We start from the raw sequence: 25,049 nt of genomic DNA, 5'->3' as shown, positions 1-25,049 counted from the left end.
GTAGGTGGTTTATGAAACAATTTGTAAAAAGAGAGTTTCACTCTCGTTCAAAATTTTTTGCCTGTCTCTTGACCTTTTGTGCAGGATTTATCGACGCCTATACCTTCATTGAGCGGGGAGGGACCTTGGTGGCAGGTCAGACAGGAAACGTCGTTTTCCTTTCGGTTGAGCTTATCAATCAGGAGACAAGAGGAATCGAAGTGAAATTGGCAACTATGTTGGCCTTTATGCTGGGGATTTTTCTGATGACTGTTTTTCAGCATCATTTTGAACATTCTTGGCGCAGGCTGTCCAGCGTTTTTCCTTTGATATTGACGACAGCTGTTGCTGGATTTTTGCCTGCAAATGTGCCTCATCTCTATATCGTGCCGCCACTGGCTTTTTGCATGGGACTAGTTGCGACCGCTTTTGGCGAGGTGGATGGCATTGTCTACAACAACTCCTTTATGACGGGGAATATCAAGAAAACCATGGTAGCTTTTGGCAACTATGCTCGAAACAAGAAAGGGAAAGATTTGAAAGAAGGCCTTTTCTTTGTAGCCCTATTAGCAAGCTTTGTAGTTGGAGCCATCATCTCTACCTATCTGATTCAATTTTACCTCCTGAAGACCATCTGGCTTGTTTCCCTGATTCTAACAGCCTTTCTCCTTTTCCGAGGCATTCAATATATGAGGAGATGAGGGTGTATATTCTTCTTAGAAACGAAGTGACTTAAGAAGTGATACTGTGAAATTCATAGAAAGTAGTAGAATATAAGAAAAAATGATGAAAAAAAGTAAAATGGCTACTCTATCAATCGTAGCGCTAACCACTTCTATGGTCGTAGGAGGGACGATTCTGACAGTTCAAAACAAAAGTTTATTCACAGATGGAATTTTCGATTTAAGAAGTCCAAGAGAGAAACAACTAGCTTATTTGAAGGAGCATAAAAAAGAAATAGAAGATTTTGTGAAGTCTTTAAATCCTAAAGTGGAGTCTGTTCAAATTGCTTGGGAAGAAACACGTTGGGAAGAAATAGGAAATGGAACACCGCAGGGTGAAGGTAATGTTATTCGAGTTTTTGGTGGTTTTAATCATATCAAAGATTCAAGTTGGAGTGTTTTGGTTTACATAAAAGATGGAAAGAACAATAAAGAAGATTTTATTGAAGGAATTGGAAGTGGGAGTCCGCTTCGTGTAGGAGGAAGAGGATTTGGCGAAGAGTAATTTAAAAAACTTTCATAATTTCTACGCAAATTTAGCGCAGTTTGTAAATTTCATATTTTACGGAATACTTTTCAAAATTATTTTTTAATGCATTCATGATATAATAATAGTAACTTCTCTTTACTTTGGAGGATAAATAATGAAAAAAAATAGATTAGCTATTCTTGCGATAGCAACCACTCTAGTCATAGGAGGGACGATTATGACAGTTCAAAACAAAAGTTTATTCACAGATGAGACTTTCGATTTGAGAAGTCCAAAAGAGAAACAGCTAGCTTATTTAAAAAAGCATGAAGAAGAAATGGCTGAATTTGTTAAATCCAGAAATCCTAAAGTTAAAAGTGTTCAGTTTGACTGGGGTAGTTTGACAATTGAGGATATAGGTAACGGAACTCCTCAAGGTGGGGGGAATATACTAACTTTAAGCGGAAGAATTAATAATATTGAAGATTCTGAATTTACTCTGGGTTTCCCGCTAGAACATAATAGAAACAGTATTCCTGATATTAAGAGAATTTCTGAAATGCAACCGATAAGAGTCTTGAAAGGCAATGTATGGGATATTTATGAGTAATAGTAATTTAAAAACTTTTGATAATTTTTATGGAGATTTAGCGCAGTCGGCTTATACTGGTCGTCCTAATAATTTTCCACCTAAAAATAACTCAACCAAAGTAAAAGTATTTGATTTCTCAAAAGAAGTAATTTATGATGAAGAAATCACCCCTGGAGGTAAGAATCTTCCTTATGATGGCAGGGTCTATTTACAACCTGATTCTGATTTGCACGATGTCAATAAAATTACCACCGTACCAGTACCTGATACGAACGGTATGAGACGTGAGCCACGTATTGTAGACAGCTATCAAAAGGGGTTAATGACTGACGAAAAAGCGGGCTTTAATTCTTATTTTTTAACGGATACGCCGACGTTGGGAAAAGATACCAAGAAAACTTATATGGCTATTCGAGGTAGCGATGGTTTTAACTTAGATAAGATACTTGAGCGGGGCATCAAAGCACTAAATTTGAATGATTGGATAGATAATGACGCTCAGTTTGCGTTTAATCACATCCATATTCCACAAGCTCCTTTGGCAACCGAGGCCATGAAAACTCGTATCCAAGAAATGAGAGAGAAAGCGCCTAATGCAACAATGGATCTTTCAGCACATTCGCTAGGGACCATGGTGACGGTTCAAGGAATAGCTGGATTGAGCAGTAATGATTTAGATAAGATTGGAAGAGTGGTCCTCTTTGATGGTCCGGATACTACCAAAAGCCTTTTAAAAATGGGATTAACTCCCGATCAAATCAAAGCCATAGGTAAAAAAATTGAATATTATGTCAATCCCTTTGACATGGTGAGTATGCTTAATAGAGAATATACAATTGCTCATTTACCTGAGGACGGTGAGCAATATCATGTAAGAGGTGAAGGTGGACCTGTTGGTAAAGTTAATATTGTGGTTCCCTTATACTATACCCAGAGTTTCGATTCTGAGAGTGCCCATGATTTTGGTGTTTTTCAGGGAGACGGTAAAGGTTCTTTTTTGACCGCTTCTGCTGATTATCATCCAGAACTGCTGAGAGCGGGTGAAAAGCTAGCTCGTCTAATTGCTAAAACTCTGGATGCTCTTCGAAAACTGGGAGTTGATGAAGAAACCGCTTCAAATATATTCAATTCTCTAATGAAAGGAGATCTTCCTGATAGGGCTGTTTTGGGGTATGCCTTCTATCATCAATTTGAGACAGAATACAAGGAAATTATTAGGGTTGCTCGCTTGGAATCTATGGCTTGGGATCGTGAAGCTATTACTCGCTATCAGGAACAGTTGGGAAATGGCAATCTTACAGGAGAAGATAGAATTTTGGTTCGTGCTCGTCTCCTTCAGACTGCAGCACAGCTGGCTATCTTTGAAATGGAAGATAAAGTTAAGCATGTCCAAACCTTATTGTCGGATGCCAAAGAATTTGTCCAAAATACAGTAAAGGATACGAGTACAGAGGCGATGGGAATGGTGACCTATCTGAGTGGTACAGAGGTAGCGAGTTTATTGGCTGATTTTAATGTTTCTCGTTTTTGGGATGATACGATTGAAAGCAACACAGAGACATCTGCAAAAGGCTTTATGACAGAGATTGAACAGTTGGGAATGACTTTGGTTAGAGCTAGTGGAGATTTTGCAGCAGTCGATACTCAGCAAGCTGAGGATTTCAATAATCTCTTGGCAGATGTAAAAGGAACATGGAGGGGTAAGAATGGTTCTGATAGTAAATGATGATGCCCTCATAACTAAAGCGGAGTTGGCAAAACAGTTTAAAGAAAAGATGAAAGAGCAGGAGCGGCAAGCTATCAAGGCTTTGATAGCAGCCAAAGAGCAGCTTATTCTTGCTAAAGGAGCGGAGTTAGCAACTCAGCTACAGGCGGCGGCTTTGGATATGAAAAATTATGCTTCTACTAACTATGTTAAAAACATTCAGGGTGGATTTGAAGGTAAGGCAGCGCAAGCTGCTGAAACTCATCTAACTCAGACGATGCAGATGCCTTCTTTGGATAGCCCGATTAAGGGTTAGGAGGTGAGGCAATGCTGAATAAAAAGAAGCTTCAGGAACTGGAAGATGAACATGCTCTAAAAATGCGTGAGTTTGATCGAGCAGAGACAGACTTAGATACATACTACTATAAGTTTGACAGAGAGACGAACAAACTCTTAGATGCGATTTCTTATGCATGTAGAGAGGTTCCTTTGACAGCGGTTCAACCTTATATTTTTCAAATAGAGGATAATCTGGATCAATACCATCAGCAATACAAAAGGCGCATAGACGATGTTCTAGAAGCTCGCTATCAGGAGAACAGACGCTTTCAGAATAAGCTGGATGAAGTGAGTAAATGAATCAAAATACTAAGAAAATTGGAAGAAGTGAGACTTACCCTGCTTCTTTTTCTTTCTCTTATTTTTGCTAATCTCCTCAAAAATAATCCAGCATATTAAAAATTTTCAGAAAATATCGACTTTTTCTTGACAGGTTTATGATACTGTGTTAAAATACTAAACAATAAGAAACCATCTCAAAAAGGAGTTAGTCAAACATGAAGTCAACCCAATCTTCAAACTTTGCTTTGTTGTTGCGTTACTCGGGCTAGTGCAAAAGCATTAGTCCTGTTTGGCTTACCAAGCGGGAGTAAATCAACATCTCGCTTGTTCCTCAAGTGAGATGTTTTTTATTTCACCTATCTTACCTCAAGCTCTGATGAGGAAGAAATGGTTTCTAAAGGAGCGACGGGAGTGGGAATGCATCTTGATTTTTCTGAAATCAATTTGTCTCATACCGTCTCAGTCATTGAACACGACCTAGAAGTTGGGGAAGAGTTTTTCCTAAATGGTCTATGTATCTTAGAAAAGGAGTTGTCTATGACACGCAAAGTTGAGTTTTTTGATACCAGCCTCCGGGATGGCGAGCAGACACCAGGAGTGAATTTCTCTATCAAGGAAAAGGTGGCTATTGCCAAGCAGTTAGAGAAGTGGGGGATTTCAGTCATTGAAGCCGGTTTCCCTGCTGCGAGTCCAGATTCTTTTGCGGCGGTGCAGGAGATTGCTAAAGTCATCACTAAAGCTTCCGTCACTGGTCTGGCGCGTTCGGTTAAATCTGACATTGATGCCTGCTACGAGGCGCTCAAGGATGCCAAGCATCCACAGATTCATGTCTTCATTGCGACCAGTCCTATTCACAGAGAGTTCAAGCTGAAAAAGTCCAAGGAAGAGATTTTAGAAGCTGTGAAAGAGCATGTCTCCTACGCGCGCTCCAAGTTCGATATAGTCGAGTTTTCACCAGAGGATGCAACAAGAACAGAGCTAGATTTCCTTTTTCAGGTGGTACAAACAGCGGTTGATGCAGGTGCGACTTATATCAATATTCCAGATACAGTCGGCTTTACTACTCCGGAAGAGTTTGCAAATATTTTCGACTACCTAGTGGCAAATGTGACTTCTGATCATAAGGTGGTATTTGGTGTTCATTGTCATGATGACCTTGGTATGGCAACAGCCAATACTTTGACGGCTATCAAGCACGGTGCTGGTCGTGTTCAGGGAACTATCAATGGAATCGGTGAGCGGGCTGGAAATGTAGCATTGGAAGAAGTAGCAGTTGCCTTAGAAATTCGTCAGGACTACTATCAGGTTGAGTCGGATGTCGTCCTTAATGAAACTATTAACACTTCTGAGCTGGTATCCCGCTTCTCAGGTATTCCAGTGCCTAAGAACAAGGCAGTCGTTGGTGGCAATGCCTTCTCTCATGAGTCCGGTATCCATCAGGATGGCGTTCTTAAGAATCCACTGACCTATGAAATCATCACACCTGAGCTGGTTGGAGTCAAGAGCAATTCACTACCGCTTGGCAAGCTGTCTGGCCGCCATGCCTTTGTCGAAAAACTCAAAGAATTGGCTCTGGACTTTGCAGAATCTGAAATTAATGATCTCTTTGCTAAGTTTAAGGTCTTGGCTGATAAGAAAAATGAAGTCACAGACGCTGACATTCGGGCTCTGATTGCCGGAACGACTGTCGAAAATCCTGAAGGCTTCCACTTTGATGATCTGCAGTTGACGACCAATGACGACCATACCATCACAGCGGATGTGCAGCTGGTTAATGGTGACGGCGAGACGGTTAGCTGTGTGGCAGAAGGTAAAGGAAGCGTTGAAGCTATCTTTAATGCCATTGACCAATTCTTTAACCAGTCTGTTCAGCTTTTATCTTATAACATCGAGGCGGTGACGGATGGTATTGACTCTCAGGCTCGCGTCTTGGTAGCTGTTGAAAATACGGATACAGATACAATTTTCAACTCCTCTGGTATTGACTTTGATGTTCTTAAGGCCAGCGCCATTGCCTATATCCATGCCAACACCTTTGTGCAAAAGGAAAATGCGGGTGAAATCGGCCACCAGGTATCCTACCGCGATCTGCCTGCAAGTAATTAGAAGGAAGCGACTATGACAAAAGAAATTGTAGCTCTGGCGGGTGACGGTATCGGTCCAGAAATCATGGAAGCTGGTCTCCAAGTACTGGCTGCTGTTGCGGACAAGTTCGGTTTTGCTTATCATATCACGGAGAAAGCTTTTGGGGGTGCTGGTATTGATGCGGAAGGTCATCCTCTCCCTCAGTCAACTCTAGAAGCGGCCAAGGAGGCGGATGCTATTCTCCTAGCAGCTATCGGCAGTCCCCAGTATGATAATGCCCCAGTTCGACCGGAGCAAGGATTGCTTGCTCTGCGGAAGGAGCTTGAACTCTATGCCAATATCCGTCCAGTTAAGATTTTCGATGCTCTTAAGCATTTGTCGCCTTTGAAAGCTGAAAGAATTGCTGGTGTGGATTTCGTGGTCGTGCGTGAGCTGACTGGTGGGATTTACTTTGGCGAGCATATTTTGGAGGACAGATCTGCGCGTGATATCAATGACTACAGCTACGAAGAGGTGGAGCGAATTGTCCGTAAGGCTTTTGACATTGCGCGTGGTCGCAGAAAGCGCGTGACCAGTATTGACAAGCAAAATGTACTAGCAACATCCAAACTCTGGCGCAGAGTAGCAGATGAGGTGGCCAAGGATTATCCAGATGTGACCTTGGAGCACCAGCTGGTGGACAGCGCTGCGATGCTCATGATTACCAATCCTGCTAAGTTTGATGTTGTGGTAACGGAAAATCTTTTTGGAGATATTCTATCCGACGAGTCCAGTGTCTTGTCAGGGACGCTGGGAGTTATGCCATCGGCCAGTCATTCGGCATCTGGACCAAGTCTTTACGAGCCCATCCATGGTTCGGCTCCAGATATTGCGGGGCAGGGCATTGCCAACCCTATCAGCATGATACTTTCTGTATCCATGATGCTGCGGGATAGTTTTGCAGAGGTTGAAGCTGCAGAAGCGATTGAAGCAGCGGTGGAGAAGACTTTGGCTCAGGGTATCTTAACCCGAGATTTGGGTGGTCAGTCAGGGACAGCTCAAATGACGGAGTCAATTATTAATAATTTATGAAATGGATATTAACAGGTATTTGCCTACTTTGGAACCTTATCGTTTTCCTGCTTTATGGCTGGGATAAGCGTAAGGCTAAGAAAAATCACTACCGCATTCCAGAGAAGACTTTGCTCTTGTCAGCATTGGCAGCCGGAGGTTTGGGCGCTTTATTAGGCGGTCGACTCTTTCACCACAAGACCAGAAAATGGTATTTCTGGCTGGCTTGGATTTGCGGAATAATAGTGGAAATCGGAATTTTATATTACATATGGAGAAGCTAGTATGGCTGGAAAATCGATTTTTGATAAGCTGTGGGAAAGGCATCTGATAACAGGTGAAGAAGGCCAGCCCCAGCTTATGTATGTGGATCAGCATTATATTCATGAAGTAACCAGCCCTCAGGCTTTTCAAGGTCTTCGAGATGCAGGGCGCAAAGTTAGACGGCCGGATTTAACCTTTGGAACCTTTGATCATAATGTTCCTACGGTCAATATCTATGATATTCGGGATGTGATTTCCAAGGCTCAGATTGATAAACTTTCTGAGAATGTCAAGGATTTTGGCATTGAACACGCGGCTCACGGATCGGAGTTGCAAGGTATTGTTCACATGGTTGGACCGGAAACGGGCAAGACTCAGCCAGGTAAATTTATCGTCTGCGGTGACAGTCACACGGCCACTCACGGTGCTTTTGGTGCCATTGCTTTTGGAATCGGTACTTCAGAGGTGGAGCACGTTTTTGCCACGCAGACCATTTGGCAGGTCAAGCCTAAGAAAATGTTGGTCAAATTTACCGGAGTGCCACCTAAAGGTGTCTATTCCAAGGACTTTATCCTCGCTCTGATTGCCCGATATGGTGTGGCTGCAGGTGTCGGTCATGTGGTCGAGTATGCTGGTGATGCGATTGACCATCTGACCATGGAAGAGCGCATGACCATCTGCAATATGTCCATTGAGTTTGGCTCTAAGATGGGCATTATGAACCCCGACCAGAAGACTTATGATTATGTTCAAGGGCGGCCGGGCGCTCCTAAGGACTTTGAGGCGGCGGTGGCTGATTGGAAGACTCTAGTCAGTGATCCTGATGCCGTCTATGATAAGGTCATTGAGATTGATGTCTCCGAGCTGGCACCTATGGTGACTTGGGGAACCAATCCTTCTATGGGAGTAGAGTTCGGCTCGGCTTTCCCTGAAATCCGTGATATGAACGATGAGCGGGCCTACAATTACATGGACCTCTCCCCTGGTAAGAAAGCAGAAGATATTGAGCTGGGTTATATCTTTATCGGCTCTTGCACCAATGCCAGACTCAGTGACTTGCAGCTGGCAGCTAAGTTTGTCGCTGGCAAGCATATTGCTCCCAATCTAACAGCTATCGTCGTGCCAGGCTCTCGTCCGGTCAAGCGGGCTGCTGAAAAGATGGGACTGGATAAAATTTTCATGGATGCAGGCTTTGAGTGGCGCGATCCGGGTTGTTCCATGTGCCTGGGAATGAATCCAGACAAGGTGCCAGATGGAGTTCACTGTGCCTCAACCAGCAATCGGAACTTTGAGGATCGTCAGGGATTTGGCGCTAAAACCCATCTTTGCAGTCCTGCCATGGCAGCAGCGGCAGCCATTGCCGGGCACTTCGTAGACGTCCGCCAGCTACCGGAGGTCCAGTAAGGAAGTTTTATGGAAAAATTTACAATCTATACGGGGACAACGGTTCCCCTCATGAACGATAATATCGATACAGACCAAATTTTGCCCAAGCAGTTTCTCAAGTTGATTGATAAAAAAGGTTTTGGCAAGTACCTCATGTACGCATGGCGATATCTGGACAACCAGTACACGGAAGATCCTGATTTTGTCTTTAATAGACCGGAGTACCGTAAGGCGACTATTCTGATTACAGGTGACAATTTCGGAGCCGGTTCCTCTCGGGAGCATGCCGCCTGGGCCTTGGCTGACTATGGCTTTAAGGTAGTCATTGCCGGATCTTTCGGAGATATTCACTACAACAACGAGCTTAACAACGGTATGCTGCCTATCGTCCAGCCACTGGAAGTCCGGCAAGCATTGGCTAATCTGAAGCCGACGGATGAAGTGACGGTGGATTTGGAGCAGCAGAAGATTTTTTCGCCGGTGGGGGAATTCTCCTTTGACATTGATGGTGAATGGAAGCACAAGCTCCTCAACGGACTGGATGACATCGGCATTACGCTGCAGTATGAGGATTTGATTGCAGAATATGAAAAAAATCGTCCATCTTATTGGCAGTAACCATATTTTTGCTATATTGAGAAAATTCTGAAAAAATCTTGTCTCCGATAAAAATATATGGTAAAATAAATCTTAATTTAATAGAAAAGGAAGAAACTTATGACAAAACACATTCAATGGAGCGGACAGCTTTCACAAGAAGGTTATGACATCTTGAAAGGCGACGGCGGCTGTATCGTTTGCCCGACCAAGGTGGGTTACATCATCATGACTAGCGATAAAGCTGGCTTGGAGCGTAAGTTCGAAGCTAAGGCTCGTAACCGTAATAAGCCAGGTGTTGTCCTCTGTGGCAGTATGGATGAGCTCCGTGCTTTGGCTCAGCTAAATCCGGAAATTGAAGCTTTTTATCAAAAGCATTGGGATGAAGACATTCTCTTGGGCTGTATCCTACCATGGAAGCCAGAAGCTTTTGAAAAGCTCAAGGCATTTGGCGACGGTCGGGAAGAGCTGATGACAGATGTTCGTGGCACTAGCTGTTTTGTTATTAAGTTTGGTAAGGCGGGCGAGCAGCTGGCAGCTAAGCTTTGGGAAGAAGGCAAGATGGTCTATGCATCCTCAGCTAACCCATCCGGTAAAGGAAACCGCGGCAAGGTTGAAGGAATTGGCGAGCGCATCGAAAATGCTGTTGATTTGGTCATTGAAGCAGATGACTATGTAGCCTCTATCCAGCCAGACAAGACCATTGAAACTCGCTACGAGCAAGGTGTTATGGTCTCCATGGTGGACAAGGATGGAAAACTGATTCCAGAACAAGGTGGCCAACGTTCCATCTCACCAGCACCAGTGGTTATCCGCAAAGGCTTGGACATCGACAAAATCATGATGCACCTGTCCGATACTTTCAACTCATGGGATTACCGTCAGGGTGAATATTACTAAGATAAAAAGAAGCTCAGTGCGAGAGAGGGATTTCCTCTTTACACTGGGCTTTTTAGTTTGGAACTTTAAGTTTAAAATTATTTCGAAATAGAACAAAATTCTTGATAGTTGAAATCACAAATGTTACAATGGAACCGTTCGTTTTGGATGATAATGGATTGATTGTAGAGCATTGGGACAATAAAGAAGTCATGCCTAAGGTAGAAGACTTGACGAATCGAGGGAAGTTTTAAATTGAGGACAAAGAATGATTGAATATAAAAATGTAGCGCTAGGCTATACAGAGAAGGATGTCTTGAGAGATGTCAACTTACAGATTGAGGATGGGGAATTTATGGTTTTAGTGGGTCCTTCTGGGTCCGGTAAGACAACCATGCTCAAGATGATTAACCGCCTTTTAGAACCTACGGATGGCGATATTTACATGGATGGCAAGCGCATCAAAGACTATGATGAGCGAGAGCTGCGCCTTTCTACAGGCTACGTCTTACAAGCGATTGCCCTCTTTCCAAACCTAACGGTGGCTGAAAATATTGCTCTCATTCCTGAGATGAAAGGTTGGAGCGAGGCAGAGATTCAGCAGAAGACAGATGAATTGCTGGAGCTAGTAGGTTTACCGGCGGAAGACTATGCTCAGCGTATGCCGAGTGAGCTGTCTGGTGGTGAGCAGCAGCGGGTGGGTATTGTCCGTGCCATTATCGCCCAACCCAAAATCCTGCTGATGGACGAGCCTTTTTCTGCTCTTGATGCTATCTCGCGAAAGCAATTGCAGAGCTTGACCAAGAGTATCCATGACCAGTTTGGGATGACGACAATCTTTGTGACTCATGATACGGACGAGGCCTTGAAATTGGGGAATCGGATTGCTGTTCTGCAGGAAGGAGAGATTCGTCAAGTGGCGACACCTGAGGAAATTTTATCTGCACCTGCAACCAGCTTCGTAGCAGATTTGTTTGGAGGTGTTCAACATGGCTAATTTGTTTTCTACCTTTCAGGAGCGCTTTGGCGAATGGTTGTCAGCCTTAGGGCAACATCTCCAACTGTCTCTTCTGACCTTACTAGTGGCCATCTTCCTGACCATTCCGCTCGCTATCTATCTTCATAGTCACAAAAAGGCAGCCAACTGGGTGCTGCAAATTGCAGGAATCTTTCAAACCATTCCTTCAATGGCCTTGCTGGGACTCTTTATCCCCTTCATGGGGATTGGCACACTGCCGGCACTGACTGCTCTGGTGATTTACGCTATTTTCCCGATTTTAGAAAATACTGTTACTGCTTTGAATGGGATTGATCCTAGTTTAGAGGAAGCTGGAATCGCCTTTGGGATGACCAAGTGGGAGCGGCTCAAAAAGTTTGAACTGCCTCTAGCTATGCCCGTCATCGTGTCAGGAGTTCGGACGGCAACGGTTATGATTATCGGGACAGCAACTCTGGCAGCCCTTGTCGGAGCTGGTGGACTAGGTTCCTTTATCCTTCTAGGAATTGACCGTCGCAATGCCAGTCTAATCTTGATTGGAGCTATTTCATCTGCAGTTTTGGCTATCCTTTTTAACAGTCTTCTTAAATGGATGGAAAAGGCTAAGCTTCGGACGGTATTTACAGCTTTTGCTGTCTTAATACTCGGACTAGGCGCTTCTTATACACCGAGTCTGCTTCCCAAGCAGGAGAAGGATCATATGGTTATAGCTGGGAAATTGGGTCCAGAGCCAGAAATTCTTATGAATATGTATAAACTCCTCATCGAGGAAAATACGGATATGACTGTGACAGTCAAGCCTAATTTTGGGAAGACAGACTTCCTTTATCAAGCTTTAAAGAAAGGCGATATTGATATCTATCCTGAGTTTACCGGTACGATTACTGGAACTCTCTTGCAGCCTGCTCCAAAGGTCAGCAATGATGCTGAAGAAGTTTTTGAAGCAGCACGTGATGGAATCAAAAAACAGGACAATCTAGTCTTGCTAAATCACATGGCTTATCAAAATACATATGCCATCGCAGTACCTAAGAGTGTTGCTAAAGAATACAATCTTAAAACCATCTCTGATCTTAAAGCAGTCCAAGATAAGCTCAAGGCAGGGTTCACCTTGGAATTTAACGACCGTGAAGATGGGAACAAGGGACTTCAATCTGTCTATGGACTGAATCTCAATGTGTCAACCATGGAACCAGCCCTTCGCTACCAAGCTATCCAGTCGGGTGATATTCAAATCACGGATGCCTATTCGACTGACGCAGAACTTGCGCGTTATGATTTACAAGTTTTAGAAGACGATAAACATCTTTTCCCTCCTTATCAAGGGGCACCTCTCCTGAAGGCTGAATTGTTAGAAAAACACCCTGACTTGGAAGGTATTCTCAATAAGCTGGCTGGTAAAATTACGGAAAGTCAGATGAGCCAGATGAATTATCAAGTTGGCATTGAAGGCAAAAAAGCGGAAGCTGTTGCGCGTGATTATCTGGTCAAGGAAGGACTTCTAAAAAAATAAAAAGTAAAAGAGTTAGACTTGTAAGGTCTAGCTTTTTTACTTACTTGAGGATAGACAGACTACGAATTGAAGGAGATGAGTTTATCTCTTAGTCAGGAAATCTTCATCCATTTTTGGTATAATAAAGTATCAATTCATGGAGGTGTTCCGATGGCATCTAGTCAAGAATATTTGGATTTTATCCTGAAGCAGCTGCAGGGCTTAGGCCAAGAAATTAGCTTTCGCAAGATGATGGGAGAGTATTTGCTTTATTATCGGGGGCGCTTATTTGGCGGGATTTATGACAATCGTTTGTTGCTTAAGTCAGTCCAGCCAGCCCTGGACTTTTTTGAAAATCCAGTTTATGAGTCTCCTTATCCAGGCGCAAAGCCAATGCTTCATATAAAAGAAGTAGAAGATGCTGCCTTTCTCTGTAATCTGATTGAAGCTGCCTATCCTGCCTTACCAGCACCAAAAAAGAAAAAATAGTTTTTCCTTTTCAATGGATATTCTAAAAAGTTGCCATTCAAATAGACATTTTTAAAATTTTTCTTTATAATGGACTTAAAGGAGGTTTGGTATGCTTTATATTGCTCTTATTGGAGATTTAATAGAATCCAAACAGCTGAAAAATCGCAAGCAGGCACAGAAGGACCTGCAGGACATGATGGCGGTGCTAAATCAGGATTATCGGGATTATCTGGTGTCACCTTTCACGGTGACGACTGGAGATGAGTTTCAGGCTTTGTTGCGGCCTAATCCGGAGATTATGCAGCTTCTTGATCAGATTGCCTTGGGCTTTCCTCACCCAATTCGCTTTGGACTTGGTCTGGGGGAGATTGTGACGGACATCAATCGGGAGCAGAGTATTGGTGCGGACGGTCCGGCTTACTGGAGGGCACGCGCGGCCATTGATGTTATTCATGAGAAGAACGACTACGGCAGCAGCCGTATAGCTGTATCCTTGGGAGATGAAGAGATCAGTCAGGCGGTCAATACGGTGCTGGCAGCTACTTCATTTATCCAGAGCAAGTGGAACACCAGTCAGAGAGAGGTTCTGGAGCGGATGCTTATGGAATATATCTATGACGAGAATTTTTCTCATGGAGAAATAGCAGAGCTGTTACAGATTAGTCCCAGTGCGCTTAGTAAGCGGCTCAAGTCGTCTGGACTGAAGATCTATCTGAGAAATCGCCGTTTAGCTATGAGAATGATTTTACAGGCAGCAAAGGAGGCTGAAGAATGACAAATTTTATGGGATTTTCAGAATTTTTCATGCAGAATCCGATTCTTGTTTTGACTTTGCTGGCTCATGTACTAGCTGATTTTCAGCTTCAAAGTCAGAAATTGGCCGACCTTAAAAGCCGGAGGATGAATTTCTTAATTCTCCATTTGGGAATTGTTCTGCTGCCCTTGTTGCTCTTGGGGCTTATCTTACCTAATTATCTGCTATATTTCGCCTTGGTCTGGTTCAGTCATGCGCTTATTGACTTCTTGAAGAATAGGCTGAATTCATCGATTGTCCGGCATCATGCTCAAAAGTCAGCCTTTTTACTGGATCAGATCTTGCATTTGATTAGCATTTTTGCTCTTTATTTTCTCTTAGGACAGCAGCAAATTTCAGCACCTAATTGGCTGTCTGAGCGCTACCTCATGCTGCAGGCTCTCTTTTTCTTCGCACTTACTGGTAAGCCGGTTAATATCCTCTTTAAACTCTTCTTCAGCAAGTATCAGGCGGGGGAAGACAGCGGAGAGACTATTGCTGGGGCTGGTGCTATGATTGGGATTTTGGAGCGCTTGATTATGGGACTTTCTCTTATTTTCGGGCAGTTTACTGCAATTGGGCTAGTCTTTACTGCTAAGTCTATCGCCCGCTATAATAAGATTTCAGAAAGCCAGTCCTTTGCTGAATACTACCTGATTGGTTCGCTTTTCAGTATGATTGCAGTCCTGCTGGTTTATGGCTGTCTGTATTGGTAAAAATAAATAAAAAACAGATCATCATTATTATGCTAAGCACAAATGATGGTCTGTTTTTGTGTTTTTATCTGTAATTCTACTCAATCATGGTATTGACAGCAGTGCCTGTTTGGTAGTCAATCTCTGCATTTGGAGAAACATTGTCCAAGAGGACATGAGACATTCCGTCTTCATCTATGGTTTCCTTGCCCCCTAGCTGGATGCTGACAACGTTGCCTTCTGAGTCAAGCCCGACATACTGGAGATCAATCTTGCGAGGAAGAAGCTCATTGTCCGTGTAAATCGGAGTAACCTTGTAATCCAGCCAATAATCTGGATTTTCCTCTAACCAGCGCTCCAAGCGATGTTCATAATAGAGCATGCTATCTGGGTTATTGTCGTCCAGTCCTTGGAAACTGCCAGAGTTGAGCCAAGCGGTCATTGGAACGAGGTTTTTCCCTTCGTTATTGAGGCCGCTGAAAGTGAAGCCAATCAGATGAGCGCGATTCATGAGCCAAGCCCGATCATCTCCATTTCCGTAGTAGAATTTGTAATTGTGCCAACCGATGGGATTGTAAGTGACCTTGGTCTCCTTTTTCTTTTTGGCTTTGTGTTGCTCCTGCATTTGGACATGAGCAGCAGTAGCCCGACCGTATTTGTCCTTTTTCCCAAGCTTTAGCTGATACTCCCCATTCAACTCCAGAGTGCCGATAGCTGTTTCATCGCTATGGTTGAGCAGCTGGACCTTAATCTGGTTCTTCTGATTCGCAGCGACATTCTCTGCAGGAAGAGCCTGTGAAAGTAACAACAAAGAGCCGGCTGACAGGACAAGCCAAGTGCCAAACCTAAACTTTTTCATAAAGAACTCCTTTTAAATAATATATCTCCGACATCATTCTACTAAAAAATAGATTGTTTGACAACTAAAACTTTTCAAAAATATTACAAAAATAAATATTTGTTCAATAAGTGCGAGGTTTGACTAGGATGTGTATTTTTCCTATAATCATAACTAGAGAAGACGCTTGTATAAATTACCTAAGGAGGTGCTTATGAGTCCATCTTTAGAGGAAATGTCACTAGAGAAGCTGTGGCAGCTTTTTCCGATTTTTTTAAGAGAGCATCAGGATGAGTGGAAAGACTGGTATGATGAGGAGCGGCTTCAGCTCTTGAGTTTTTTGCCAGAACATCAGATCGTTCGTCTTAGCCATATTGGCTCAACATCGGTAGAGACCATCTGGGCCAAGCCTATAGTGGATATCTTATTGGAAATTCCTAAAGCGGCAGATATGGTAGTAATGAGAGACTTGCTGCTGCAAAATGGTTATCTGCTTATGTCAGAAAGTCAAGGGCGGATGTCATTTAATAAAGGCTACACACCGAGTGGTTTTGCTGAGCGGGTTTTCCATCTGCATTTGCGCTATGAAGGCGATCATGATGAACTTTACTTTAGAGACTATTTACAGGAGCACCCTGCTGTAGCTAAAGACTATGAGAGGCTCAAGCTGTCCTTGTGGAAGCAATATGAGCACAACCGTGATGCCTATACAGAGGCGAAAACGGATTTTATCAAGAACTATACAGAGGAAGCTAAAGAGATTTATGGCGGAAGATACGAGAGGGGAGACAGATGATTTATCCAATTATTGGCTTTCTGGTTATTCTGGCATTTCTTTACCTAATATACCAATCAAAGAATTTGATTTGATTACAGCATTTCAGATCCATTTTCATTGGTCAAACCTAACTCAGGCGTTCCTAGAACTTAAGCGGATACTTAAGCCAGATGGAATCATCTTACTGGCATGTGAATGGAGCAAATTAGCTTATTAGCAACCAGACTTTAGAAAGCAAGAAAAAGTTGAAAACTATTTGACAGACTTGGATTTATATCTCATTGATAGTCAAAAAAGGGCCAATGGATTCTTTATAAAATCATGAAAAAATAAGGAGGTATCCTATGAAACAATTATTTTTATGTTCATATTTTGCAGGAGTCAAGGACTTGTTCAGACAATATGCGTCCGAAAAGCAATTGGGCAAACATGTGCTTTTTATCCCGACGGCTGGAAATGTAGAAGAGTACAGGGGTTATATTGACGAAGCCCTGCAGACCTTTGCAGATTTGGGATTTCAAGTAGAGGTCTTGGATATTTCAGCTTGTGACAGAGAGACAGCTCAGGCCAAAATTTTCCAAAGCAAGCTTCTCCATGTCTCTGGTGGCAATACTTTTTACCTTCTGCAAGAACTTAAGAAAAAGCAGCTTCTATCCTTGATAAAAGAGCAGATTGCGGATGGCATGGTTTATGTGGGGGAATCTGCTGGTGCTATCATCACAGCTGAGGATATTGACTACATTAGACTTATGGACGATAAGGAAGTAGCAGGGGAACTGTCTGATACGGTGGCGTTAAAGGAGGTGGATTTTTATGTCCTGCCTCATGTTGGCGAAGAACCCTTTGTCGAAAGTTCCCAGGCCACTCTGGATACATACAGCGACCAACTGAATCTGCTTCCCCTCAATAATCGCCAAGCAGTGCTGGTGGAGGATGAGGAAGAGAAGGTTTTGGAGGAGGTTATCTGGTAAGCTAACAAAATGAAGGGTGTGAGAGTTTGATTCTTCTTTATTTTGAGTCATGTTAAGTACTGAACCACATTTTCAAGCTAAAAAATAAGAAAAGCTTGGTTGAAAGACCGGCTTTTTGATATAATAGACTCTATGAACACAAAAGAAAAAATTTCAAATTATCAACTTTTATTGGCTCAGCTAGAAGCCTTGTTGGAGGGTGAGACCAATGCTTTAGCCAATCTTTCCAATGCTAGCGCTCTGCTCAATCAAGCTCTTCCTAATTCTGTTTTTGCGGGTTTCTATCTTTTTGATGGGAAGGAGTTAATTTTGGGGCCTTTTCAGGGCGGTGTTTCCTGTGTCCATATTACGATAGGCAAGGGTGTCTGTGGGGAATCTGCGGAAAAAGAGCAGACGATTATCGTAGATGATGTGACCCAGCATGCCAATTATATCTCTTGTGATAGCCGGGCTAAGAGCGAAATTGTGGTGCCCATGGTAAAAGATGGTCGCCTGCTTGGAGTGCTAGATTTGGACTCAGCCTTGACGGGTGATTATGATAAGGTAGATCAGGAATATCTGGAAAAGTTTGTCCAGATTTTGCTTGAAAAAACGATTTGGAATTTTGAAATGTTTGGAGAAAAAGCCTAATGTATCAAGCTTTATATCGGAAATATCGCAGTCAGACCTTTGGTCAGCTGGTGGGACAGCAAGTAGTGGCTACCACTCTGCGTCAGGCTGTGGAGCAAGGAAAAATCAGCCATGCCTATCTCTTTTCTGGTCCACGTGGAACAGGAAAAACCAGTGTTGCCAAGATTTTTGCCAAGGCTATGAATTGTCCGAATCAAAAGGACGGTGAGCCCTGCAATGACTGCTATATCTGCCAGGCTATTACTGAGGGGAGCCTTGAAGATGTCATAGAAATCGACGCAGCTTCTAATAATGGGGTAGATGAGATTCGTGATATTCGGGACAAGTCCACCTATGCGCCCAGTCTAGCTAAGCACAAGGTCTATATTATTGACGAGGTGCACATGCTCTCAACAGGAGCATTTAACGCCTTGCTCAAGACCTTGGAAGAGCCAACGGAAAATGTGGTTTTTATCCTAGCGACGACAGAGCTACATAAGATTCCAGCGACCATTCTTTCCCGCGTCCAGCGTTTTGAGTTTAAGTCTATCAAGACGCAGGACATTATTGGTCATATTGAGTGGATTTTAGAGCAGGAAGGTATTGATTTTGAGCAAGAAGGTGTGCAGATTATTGCCCGTCGAGCGGAAGGTGGTATGCGGGATGCCTTGTCTATCCTCGATCAGGCTCTTAGCTTAACCCAGGAAAATCGTTTGACCACAGACATTGCCGAAGAAATCACTGGCTCTATCAGTTTGGGAGCCTTAGATACCTATGTAGCAGCCTTGATTGCTCATGATGCAGTAGCAGCCTTGGATAATCTCAATCTGATTTTTGATAGCGGTAAAAACATGGCCCGTTTCGTAACGGACCTCCTGCAATACCTGCGTGACTTGATTATTGTCAAAACTGGCGGGGAAAATCATCATGCCAGCGAGCTCTTTCTGGAAAATCTCAAGACACCGCAGGACACTCTCTTTGCCATGATAGATATGGCGACCAAGAGTTTGGCAGACATCAAGAACAGCCTGCAGCCCAAGATTTATACAGAAATGATGACCATTCGACTGGCAGAGATCAGTAGCCATTCTACGTTGGCAGCTATTCCGGATAATCTAGCTGATGAACTCAAGGGATTGAGGCAAGAGATTGATAGTCTTAAGCAGCAGCTGGCTAATGGCAATGGGAAACCTGTAGCAGCTGTCAAAACTTCGGATATTCGACCGCAGAAATCTAAGGGCTACCGAGCAGACCGCAATAAGGTCAATGCCATACTAGAAGAGGCTGTTGAGAATCCTAGTCTGGCTCGCGGCAACCTGACCAAGCTACAGAATGCTTGGGGTGAGATTATCGAAAGTCTGGCTGGAGCTGACAAGGCCTTGCTGGCAGGCTCGCAGCCGGTGGCCGCCAATGAAAGTCATGCTATCTTAGCTTTTGAGTCTAATTTCAACGCTGAGCAGACCATGAAGCGGGACAACCTCAATACCATGTTTGGCAATATCCTCAGCAATGCGGCGGGATTTTCACCAGAGATTTTGGCCATTTCCTTGGAAGAGTGGACCAAGATTCGGGCGGATTTTTCGGCTCGCAGCCGCAATAGCAAGGCAGAGGTTGAAGAGAAGGAAGAGGAAAGTTTGATTCCAGAGGGATTTGACTTTTTAGCAGAAAAAATTACCATTCAAGAGGATTAAAAAAAGATTTTTCTAGGCTTTCGTGTTATAATAAATCTATGAACAGACGACAATTTATTGTAATGGCTGTTTTTACGGCCTTAGAAACCTATTTTTTCAATGAATCTATCATGGCGGGGCGCTATTTTATGGCTGCTTTCTGGGCTGTTTTAGTGCTGCGCAATCTACAGATTTCCTATGTCATGGGGCGGATTGTGGATGAAATCGATAAACATTTAGGACCGAAATAATGAAAACAGGACTGAGTCATTAAAACTCAGTCCTTTTGAAATGAAATTTTTGATTACCAACTGGTCAGCGAGACTTCGCCGCTGTTGAGCCAGATTTCCTGACCATCTGTCAGCTGGACCAAAAGTTGCCCGCTGTCTGAGATATCCTTGGCCAAACCTTGGTAGTTTGCGCCTTTTTGGCTAAAGGTCACTTGCCGTCCTAGCACTAAGGAGCGCTGCTTGTAGAGATAGATGAGCTCTTCTGGGTCATTTTCGTATAAGCATTTCCAAATCTCGGCAATGAGCTCATTGCGACTAATGGCTGGTTTCTCTTCAAAGAGGGAGCCAGCTTTTTCTTTGATGTCGGCTGGAAAGTCTGTTATGAAAAAATTAAAGCCAACACCGATGATGACATCGGTGACGAGACCCGTCTCGATAGAAGTTGTAGCTTCAGTTAGGATGCCGGAAATTTTTTTGTTTCGATAGTAAATGTCATTGACCCACTTGATATCAATCTCCATGAGGGTTAGATTTTTCACCGCCTTGTAGATAGCTCCCGCGGTCAAGATAGTATAGGAGGGGAGCTGGTCGAAGGGGAGGTCGGGCTTGAGGTGGAGAGACATGTAAAAGCCGCCTTGACTGGGGCAAAAGAAGGCACGACCGAAGCGGCCACGGCCTGCGGATTGAGCTGCAGCCAGATAGAGAGTGTTGGCCGGGCGTCCGGCCTCCATGCCAGCCTTGGCATCCATCTGAGTGGATTGGCAGTCAGTATTGAAGGAGACCTGAACAGGTGAGTGTGTCTCAATCCAATCAGGAATCAATAGGTCACCCGCTGTCAGTCGATAGCCCCGGTTCTTGACGGATTCGATTTGGATGCCTTCTTTCTCCAATTTTTGAATAGCCTTCCAAATGGAAGTTCGGGAAATGCCCAATTCTTGAGCTATTTTTTCACCGTTCACATAGTCGTCAGCCTGGCTGAGGATGTCAAAGATTTTTTCGTAGGTTTTCATAGGCGTTCTTTCTAGCTTAATGGCTGCTTTCTCTTAGTGTCAGCTTGGTAGAGAGCTTAATCATGTAAGGGATGGGGCTTTCGTCTGTTTTGATGAATTGGTCCAGCATCTGCAGAGCTTGCTTACCCATTTCCTCTGTAAAGACTGTCACAGTGCTGAGAGGCGGATAGACGTATTTGGCGATGGATGTATCATTAAAGGAAATAATCTGGACATCCTGGGGAACAGCTGTTCCTGCTTCCTGAAGAGCACGGAGGGCACCGACAGCCAGAGCATCGCTGGCTATGAAGAATGCTTTGGGCATCTGCTCTTTTTGCTGGTCAATTAAGTCTTTCATCAGCTGGTAGCCCGACTCTGAGGAAAACTTTCCTATCTTGACATAGGCCGGCTGATAAAGACATTTGTCACTAAGGTAACGGCAGAAGCAGGCCAAGCGCGGATCGTCAAGACTTGTCGTCCCGTCTGAAGTCTCTTCACGTCCAGCAATCATTCCGATTCCTCGAATGCCCTGCTCAAGAAAATGGTCGAGAACATGAGTAACGGCATGCTCAAAGTCCGTTGTCACACAGCTGTGACCTTGGTTGAGCGTATCGCTATCAACGAAAACCAGGGCAGGACTGTATTGCTCCAGCTCCTTGACTTGCTTGCTGCTGAATTTTCCGATGGCAATGATGCCGTCAATCTGTTCTAGCTGGCTCAGAGAGTCGTTGTTGAAAATCCGTACGATATCATAGCCCAGTTCCCGTGCTTTCTTTTCAATGCCTAAGCGGATGGAGTAGTAGTAAAGATCATCCAGCTCTTCCAGCTCGGTGTACCATTCCACGATAGCAATGCGATGGGTTTGAGGTGAAGTCTTTTTCTGCCTTTTGCTTTTTTTGTAGTTGAGCTGTTCAGCGATATCGAAAATCTTTTTACGCGTCTCATCGCTGACAGACATGGACTTGTCATAGTTCAAAACCCGCGAAACAGTTGCGGGAGAAACACCAGCAGTCTGGGCGATATCTTTGATAGTAGCCATTTGATTTGGTCCTTTTTAATTTACTGTCTACATAAATTATAACTCAAAAATTAGTAAATAACAAAGAAGAATTTAGTAAATATTATTGCGGTAATTTGTTAACTAAAATTTTACTAAATTTATTGAAGTTTTACTCGGAAACAGTTATAATAAAATTAAGAAAACGATTACAATATCGATCATTCATTTTAAAGGAGTTTAGCTTATGTCAAACCTAATTTCAACGGAGCAAATCCGTGCAGATTTTGCCAAAGTTTTTGGAGTAGAAGCGGATCACACATTCTTTTCACCCGGTCGGATCAATCTGATTGGTGAGCATACCGACTACAATGGCGGCCATGTCTTTCCTGCAGCTATTTCCCTAGGAACTTATGGAGCGGCTCGCAAGCGGGACGATCAGCTCTTGCGATTCTTCTCAGGGAATTTTGAAGAAAAAGGGATTATTGAAATGCCATTGGAAAAACTGCACTTTGAGCCTGAGCATAACTGGACCAACTATCCAAAAGGAGTTTTGTATTTTCTGCAGGAGGCGGGTCATAAGATTGACCGAGGAATGGATATCTATGTTTATGGAAATATTCCCAACGGATCGGGCTTGTCTTCTTCTGCATCTCTAGAGCTCTTGACGGGTGTTATTGCTGAGAAGCTCTTTGATTTGAACTTGGAACGTTTGGATCTAGTGAAAATCGGTAAATTAACTGAGAATGAATTTATCGGAGTTAATTCTGGCATTATGGACCAGTTCGCTATTGGAATGGGAGCTGACCAGCGGGCTATTTACCTTGACACCAATACTCTTGAATATGACTTGGTGCCGCTTGATCTCCAGGACAATGTCGTAGTGATTATGAATACCAATAAGCGACGTGAGTTGGCGGACTCTAAGTACAATGAGCGTCGGGCGGAGTGTGAAAAAGCTGTTGAGGAACTTAACCGCAAGCTGTCTATCTCTACCTTGGGTGAGTTGGACGAGTGGTCCTTTGACGAGTATAGCTATCTGATTGAGGACGAGAATCGTCTCAAACGGGCTCGCCATGCTGTTTTGGAAAATCAACGGACCTTGCAAGCACGGGCAGCTTTGCAGGCAGGTGATCTTGACAAATTCGGCCGTCTCATGAATGCGTCCCATGTTTCTTTAGAGCATGACTATGAAGTGACTGGTCTAGAGCTGGACACCTTGGTTCACACGGCCTGGGAGCAAGAAGGTGTTCTGGGGGCTCGTATGACTGGAGCAGGCTTTGGTGGCTGCGCCATTGCTTTAGTTCATAAGGATGTGGTGGAATTTTTCAAAGAAAATGTTGGCCGCAAGTATCAAGAGGTTGTTGGCTATGCCCCTAGCTTTTACATTGCAGAAGTAGCTGGCGGAAGCCGAGTGCTGGACTAATTCACAGAAAAGGAACTTGGGTCTGGGACAAAAGTCCTAGCCTCTCAATTGTCTTTGGATTGTCGAGCAAGACGCAGTGGTTAAGTGGGCTCTATTACGCTGATTTTATCAGCTTTTACAGCCCTAATCAACTGTGCGGAGGTGGGACGACGAAATCGAATTCTAACGAATTACCGATTTCTGTCCAACTCTCTTTACTAGCAAAAGAAAGGAAGATCTATGTCCAAGAAGTTACTGACTGCTTTTGTATCTGCAGTGATTGACAATAGTACTTTTGAAGAAATGGACACCATCTATCTGAGCAATCGTGTCATGGCTCTAGTTGGAGAGACAGTGGCAGAGCAGGAGACTGAGGCTGAGCAGCTAATTGACCTTAAGGATGACTTGGTAGCTGTGGCTGTGAAGAATGGGAAGATTGGTGATACTCTGGCTGAGCAGGATATACTGGGAGCTGAGCTCATGAACTTAATCACGCCAGCCCCTAGCCAGCTCAATCGGGACTTCTGGACTTCTTATGCCTCAAGTCCCGAGCAAGCTGTGGCTGATTTTTACCAGCTTAGTCAAAAGAATGACTATATCAAGGTCAAGGCTATTGCTAAAAACATTGCTTTCAAATCGCCAACTGAATATGGAGATTTGGAAATTACCATTAATCTCTCTAAGCCAGAAAAGGATCCCAAGGAAATTGCGGCAGCTAAAAAGGCTAAGAATAGTAATTATCCAGCCTGCCAGCTCTGCATGGAAAATGAAGGCTACCAAGGCCGCTTGGACCACCCAGCCAGAGCCAATCATCGGATTATCCGCTTTGACTTAGCTGGACAGGAGTGGGGTTTTCAGTATTCGCCCTATGCCTACTTTAATGAGCATTGTATCTTTCTGCACAGTCAACACCTTCCTATGGATATCAGTCGGCTGACCTTTGAGCGCCTGCTGGACATCGTCGAGACCTTTCCAGGTTATTTCGCAGGATCCAACGCCGACCTGCCTATTGTCGGTGGCTCCATCCTGACCCACGACCACTATCAGGGCGGACGTCATATCTTCCCTATGGAAATAGCAGAGCTGGATTGCAGCTTTACTTTTAGCGGATTTGAAGAGGTAGAGGCGGGTATTGTCAAGTGGCCCATGTCCGTCATTCGTCTGAGGTCTGAGAAGAAGGAATTGTTGATTGAGTTGGCTGACAAGATCTTGCAAGCTTGGCGAACTTATTCTGACCCAAGTGTGCAGGTGTTAGCAGAGTCTGAGGGTGAGTCACATCACACTATCACACCGATTGCCCGCAGAAAAGATGGACGTTTTGAGCTAGACCTAGTCTTGCGGGACAATCAAACTTCCCCAGAACATCCGGACGGCATTTACCATCCTCATAGGGATGTGCAGCACATTAAGAAAGAAAATATCGGTCTGATTGAGGTTATGGGACTGGCTATTTTGCCGCCTCGGCTCAAGGAAGAACTCAAGCAGGTGGAACTTTTCTTGCTGGGAGAAGACTGTCAGGTTGCGGCCTATCATCAGGAGTGGGCCAATCAACTCAAAGACCAGAATCCAGATGTTACCGCTGAGACAGTGGAAGGAGTAGTTCAGGCCTCGGTTGGACAAATTTTCAGCCGAGTACTGGAAGATGCGGGAGTTTACAAGCGAACGGAGGAGGGTCAGGAGGCTTTCATGCGCTTCGTCCAATCCGTTGGCATCCAGCCCTAGGAAATGTGTTATAATGAATCTAGCGTAACAGGGAAAGGAAGTT

General features: G+C 43.9%; 27 protein-coding genes and 2 pseudogenes. 26 read left to right on the top strand and 3 right to left on the bottom strand.

Annotated elements, in window-relative coordinates; translation table 11 throughout:
• Positions 1-11 precede the first annotated feature (11 nt).
• The 18 genes and pseudogenes from HMPREF1150_RS00615 to HMPREF1150_RS00695 all read left to right on the top strand — a co-directional run bounded on the left by HMPREF1150_RS00615 (position 12) and on the right by HMPREF1150_RS00695 (position 14,818).
• Positions 12-680, top strand: coding sequence for a YoaK family protein (locus HMPREF1150_RS00615; RefSeq protein WP_009660317.1), 669 nt, complete (start codon positions 12-14; stop codon positions 678-680).
• Positions 681-765: 85 nt separating this feature from the next.
• On the top strand, positions 766-1,206 hold the full coding sequence (locus HMPREF1150_RS00620; protein ID WP_009660452.1) for a hypothetical protein: 441 nt from the start codon (positions 766-768) through the stop codon (positions 1,204-1,206).
• 139 nt (positions 1,207-1,345) lie between these two features.
• Positions 1,346-1,780 carry a hypothetical protein gene (locus tag HMPREF1150_RS00625; RefSeq protein WP_002909948.1) on the top strand — a complete coding sequence of 145 codons (435 nt, stop codon included), beginning with the start codon at positions 1,346-1,348 and terminating at the stop codon, positions 1,778-1,780.
• Complete coding sequence (locus tag HMPREF1150_RS00630) at positions 1,773-3,488, top strand: cutinase family protein (RefSeq protein ID WP_032905769.1); 1,716 nt, start codon at positions 1,773-1,775, stop codon at positions 3,486-3,488. The genes HMPREF1150_RS00625 and HMPREF1150_RS00630 overlap by 8 nt, the downstream gene beginning before the upstream one ends.
• Positions 3,469-3,783, top strand: coding sequence for a hypothetical protein (locus HMPREF1150_RS00635; protein WP_009660286.1), 315 nt, complete (start codon positions 3,469-3,471; stop codon positions 3,781-3,783). Before HMPREF1150_RS00630 ends, HMPREF1150_RS00635 begins: the two co-directional genes overlap by 20 nt.
• Positions 3,784-3,794: 11 nt before the next feature.
• On the top strand, positions 3,795-4,106 hold the full coding sequence (locus HMPREF1150_RS00640) for a hypothetical protein (RefSeq protein WP_009660319.1): 312 nt from the start codon (positions 3,795-3,797) through the stop codon (positions 4,104-4,106).
• Between the two features lie 519 nt (positions 4,107-4,625).
• Positions 4,626-6,194, top strand: a complete 1,569-nt coding sequence (locus HMPREF1150_RS00645; protein WP_032905798.1) for a 2-isopropylmalate synthase — start codon at positions 4,626-4,628, stop codon at positions 6,192-6,194.
• A 12-nt stretch (positions 6,195-6,206) separates the two neighbouring features.
• Entirely contained in the window at positions 6,207-7,244 is a 1,038-nt protein-coding gene (leuB, locus tag HMPREF1150_RS00650) for a 3-isopropylmalate dehydrogenase (protein WP_009660482.1), read from the top strand.
• A complete protein-coding gene (locus HMPREF1150_RS00655) occupies positions 7,241-7,507 on the top strand; it encodes a DUF1294 domain-containing protein (RefSeq protein ID WP_002913655.1) in 267 nt (88 codons plus the stop codon). The genes leuB and HMPREF1150_RS00655 overlap by 4 nt, the downstream gene beginning before the upstream one ends.
• A gap of 1 nt (position 7,508) precedes the next feature.
• A complete protein-coding gene (gene leuC / locus HMPREF1150_RS00660; RefSeq protein ID WP_009660306.1) occupies positions 7,509-8,891 on the top strand; it encodes a 3-isopropylmalate dehydratase large subunit in 1,383 nt (460 codons plus the stop codon).
• 9 nt (positions 8,892-8,900) lie between these two features.
• On the top strand, positions 8,901-9,491 hold the full coding sequence (gene leuD, locus HMPREF1150_RS00665; RefSeq protein ID WP_002895722.1) for a 3-isopropylmalate dehydratase small subunit: 591 nt from the start codon (positions 8,901-8,903) through the stop codon (positions 9,489-9,491).
• Positions 9,492-9,590: 99 nt separating this feature from the next.
• Positions 9,591-10,370 (top strand): L-threonylcarbamoyladenylate synthase, encoded by a 780-nt coding sequence (locus tag HMPREF1150_RS00670; RefSeq protein ID WP_009660353.1) that lies wholly within the window; start codon positions 9,591-9,593, stop codon positions 10,368-10,370.
• 152 nt (positions 10,371-10,522) lie between these two features.
• Positions 10,523-10,603: pseudogene (locus HMPREF1150_RS12090) on the top strand (polyketide cyclase); the annotation flags it as partial.
• 14 nt (positions 10,604-10,617) lie between these two features.
• Positions 10,618-11,346 carry an ABC transporter ATP-binding protein gene (locus tag HMPREF1150_RS00675; protein ID WP_009660271.1) on the top strand — a complete coding sequence of 243 codons (729 nt, stop codon included), beginning with the start codon at positions 10,618-10,620 and terminating at the stop codon, positions 11,344-11,346.
• A complete protein-coding gene (locus tag HMPREF1150_RS00680) occupies positions 11,339-12,859 on the top strand; it encodes an ABC transporter permease/substrate-binding protein (protein WP_009660469.1) in 1,521 nt (506 codons plus the stop codon). The genes HMPREF1150_RS00675 and HMPREF1150_RS00680 overlap by 8 nt, the downstream gene beginning before the upstream one ends.
• Positions 12,860-13,009: 150 nt before the next feature.
• Complete coding sequence (locus tag HMPREF1150_RS00685) at positions 13,010-13,327, top strand: TfoX/Sxy family protein (RefSeq protein ID WP_009660369.1); 318 nt, start codon at positions 13,010-13,012, stop codon at positions 13,325-13,327.
• A gap of 91 nt (positions 13,328-13,418) precedes the next feature.
• Entirely contained in the window at positions 13,419-14,084 is a 666-nt protein-coding gene (locus HMPREF1150_RS00690; protein WP_009660354.1) for a SatD family protein, read from the top strand.
• Positions 14,081-14,818: a DUF3307 domain-containing protein gene (locus HMPREF1150_RS00695; protein ID WP_009660265.1), complete on the top strand. Its 738-nt coding sequence runs from the start codon at positions 14,081-14,083 to the stop codon at positions 14,816-14,818. Before HMPREF1150_RS00690 ends, HMPREF1150_RS00695 begins: the two co-directional genes overlap by 4 nt.
• A gap of 76 nt (positions 14,819-14,894) precedes the next feature.
• On the opposite strand, the gene HMPREF1150_RS00700 is transcribed toward HMPREF1150_RS00695, so the two are convergent.
• Positions 14,895-15,656, bottom strand: coding sequence for a DNA/RNA non-specific endonuclease (locus tag HMPREF1150_RS00700; protein ID WP_009660280.1), 762 nt, complete (start codon positions 15,654-15,656; stop codon positions 14,895-14,897).
• Between the two features lie 193 nt (positions 15,657-15,849).
• On the opposite strand from HMPREF1150_RS00700, the gene HMPREF1150_RS00705 reads away from it, so the two are divergent.
• The 6 genes and pseudogenes from HMPREF1150_RS00705 (at position 15,850) to HMPREF1150_RS00725 (ending at position 19,914) form a co-directional block, all read left to right on the top strand.
• Positions 15,850-16,431, top strand: a complete 582-nt coding sequence (locus HMPREF1150_RS00705) for a GrpB family protein (protein WP_009660463.1) — start codon at positions 15,850-15,852, stop codon at positions 16,429-16,431.
• A 46-nt stretch (positions 16,432-16,477) separates the two neighbouring features.
• Positions 16,478-16,746: pseudogene (locus HMPREF1150_RS0111350) on the top strand (methyltransferase domain-containing protein); the annotation flags it as partial.
• An 11-nt stretch (positions 16,747-16,757) separates the two neighbouring features.
• The gene (locus tag HMPREF1150_RS00710) at positions 16,758-17,384 is read left to right on the top strand and encodes a Type 1 glutamine amidotransferase-like domain-containing protein (protein WP_009660418.1); all 627 of its coding nucleotides are present in this window, start codon (positions 16,758-16,760) and stop codon (positions 17,382-17,384) included.
• Between the two features lie 132 nt (positions 17,385-17,516).
• Positions 17,517-18,014 carry a GAF domain-containing protein gene (locus HMPREF1150_RS00715; RefSeq protein WP_032905796.1) on the top strand — a complete coding sequence of 166 codons (498 nt, stop codon included), beginning with the start codon at positions 17,517-17,519 and terminating at the stop codon, positions 18,012-18,014.
• Entirely contained in the window at positions 18,014-19,684 is a 1,671-nt protein-coding gene (dnaX, locus tag HMPREF1150_RS00720) for a DNA polymerase III subunit gamma/tau (protein WP_009660275.1), read from the top strand. The genes HMPREF1150_RS00715 and dnaX overlap by 1 nt, the downstream gene beginning before the upstream one ends.
• Positions 19,685-19,722: 38 nt before the next feature.
• A complete protein-coding gene (locus HMPREF1150_RS00725) occupies positions 19,723-19,914 on the top strand; it encodes a DUF3272 domain-containing protein (RefSeq protein WP_002895701.1) in 192 nt (63 codons plus the stop codon).
• Positions 19,915-19,967: 53 nt separating this feature from the next.
• Here HMPREF1150_RS00725 and birA read toward each other — a convergent pair whose 3' ends face one another.
• Together birA and HMPREF1150_RS00735 are read right to left on the bottom strand one after the other, a co-directional pair.
• Positions 19,968-20,903, bottom strand: coding sequence for a bifunctional biotin--[acetyl-CoA-carboxylase] ligase/biotin operon repressor BirA (gene birA, locus HMPREF1150_RS00730; RefSeq protein ID WP_009660395.1), 936 nt, complete (start codon positions 20,901-20,903; stop codon positions 19,968-19,970).
• 16 nt (positions 20,904-20,919) lie between these two features.
• Complete coding sequence (locus HMPREF1150_RS00735; RefSeq protein ID WP_009660534.1) at positions 20,920-21,921, bottom strand: LacI family DNA-binding transcriptional regulator; 1,002 nt, start codon at positions 21,919-21,921, stop codon at positions 20,920-20,922.
• Between the two features lie 205 nt (positions 21,922-22,126).
• Between HMPREF1150_RS00735 and HMPREF1150_RS00740 the strand changes: the two genes are divergently transcribed.
• Positions 22,127-23,305 (top strand): galactokinase, encoded by a 1,179-nt coding sequence (locus tag HMPREF1150_RS00740; protein ID WP_009660339.1) that lies wholly within the window; start codon positions 22,127-22,129, stop codon positions 23,303-23,305.
• A gap of 219 nt (positions 23,306-23,524) precedes the next feature.
• Complete coding sequence (galT, locus tag HMPREF1150_RS00745) at positions 23,525-25,006, top strand: UDP-glucose--hexose-1-phosphate uridylyltransferase (RefSeq protein WP_009660376.1); 1,482 nt, start codon at positions 23,525-23,527, stop codon at positions 25,004-25,006.
• The last annotated feature ends 43 nt before the right edge of the window (positions 25,007-25,049 follow it).

The organism is Streptococcus sp. AS14 (genome assembly GCF_000286495.1).
GTDB classification, from domain to species: Bacteria; Bacillota; Bacilli; order Lactobacillales; family Streptococcaceae; genus Streptococcus; species Streptococcus sanguinis_P.
This window is presented reverse-complemented; position numbering and strand designations above follow the sequence as displayed.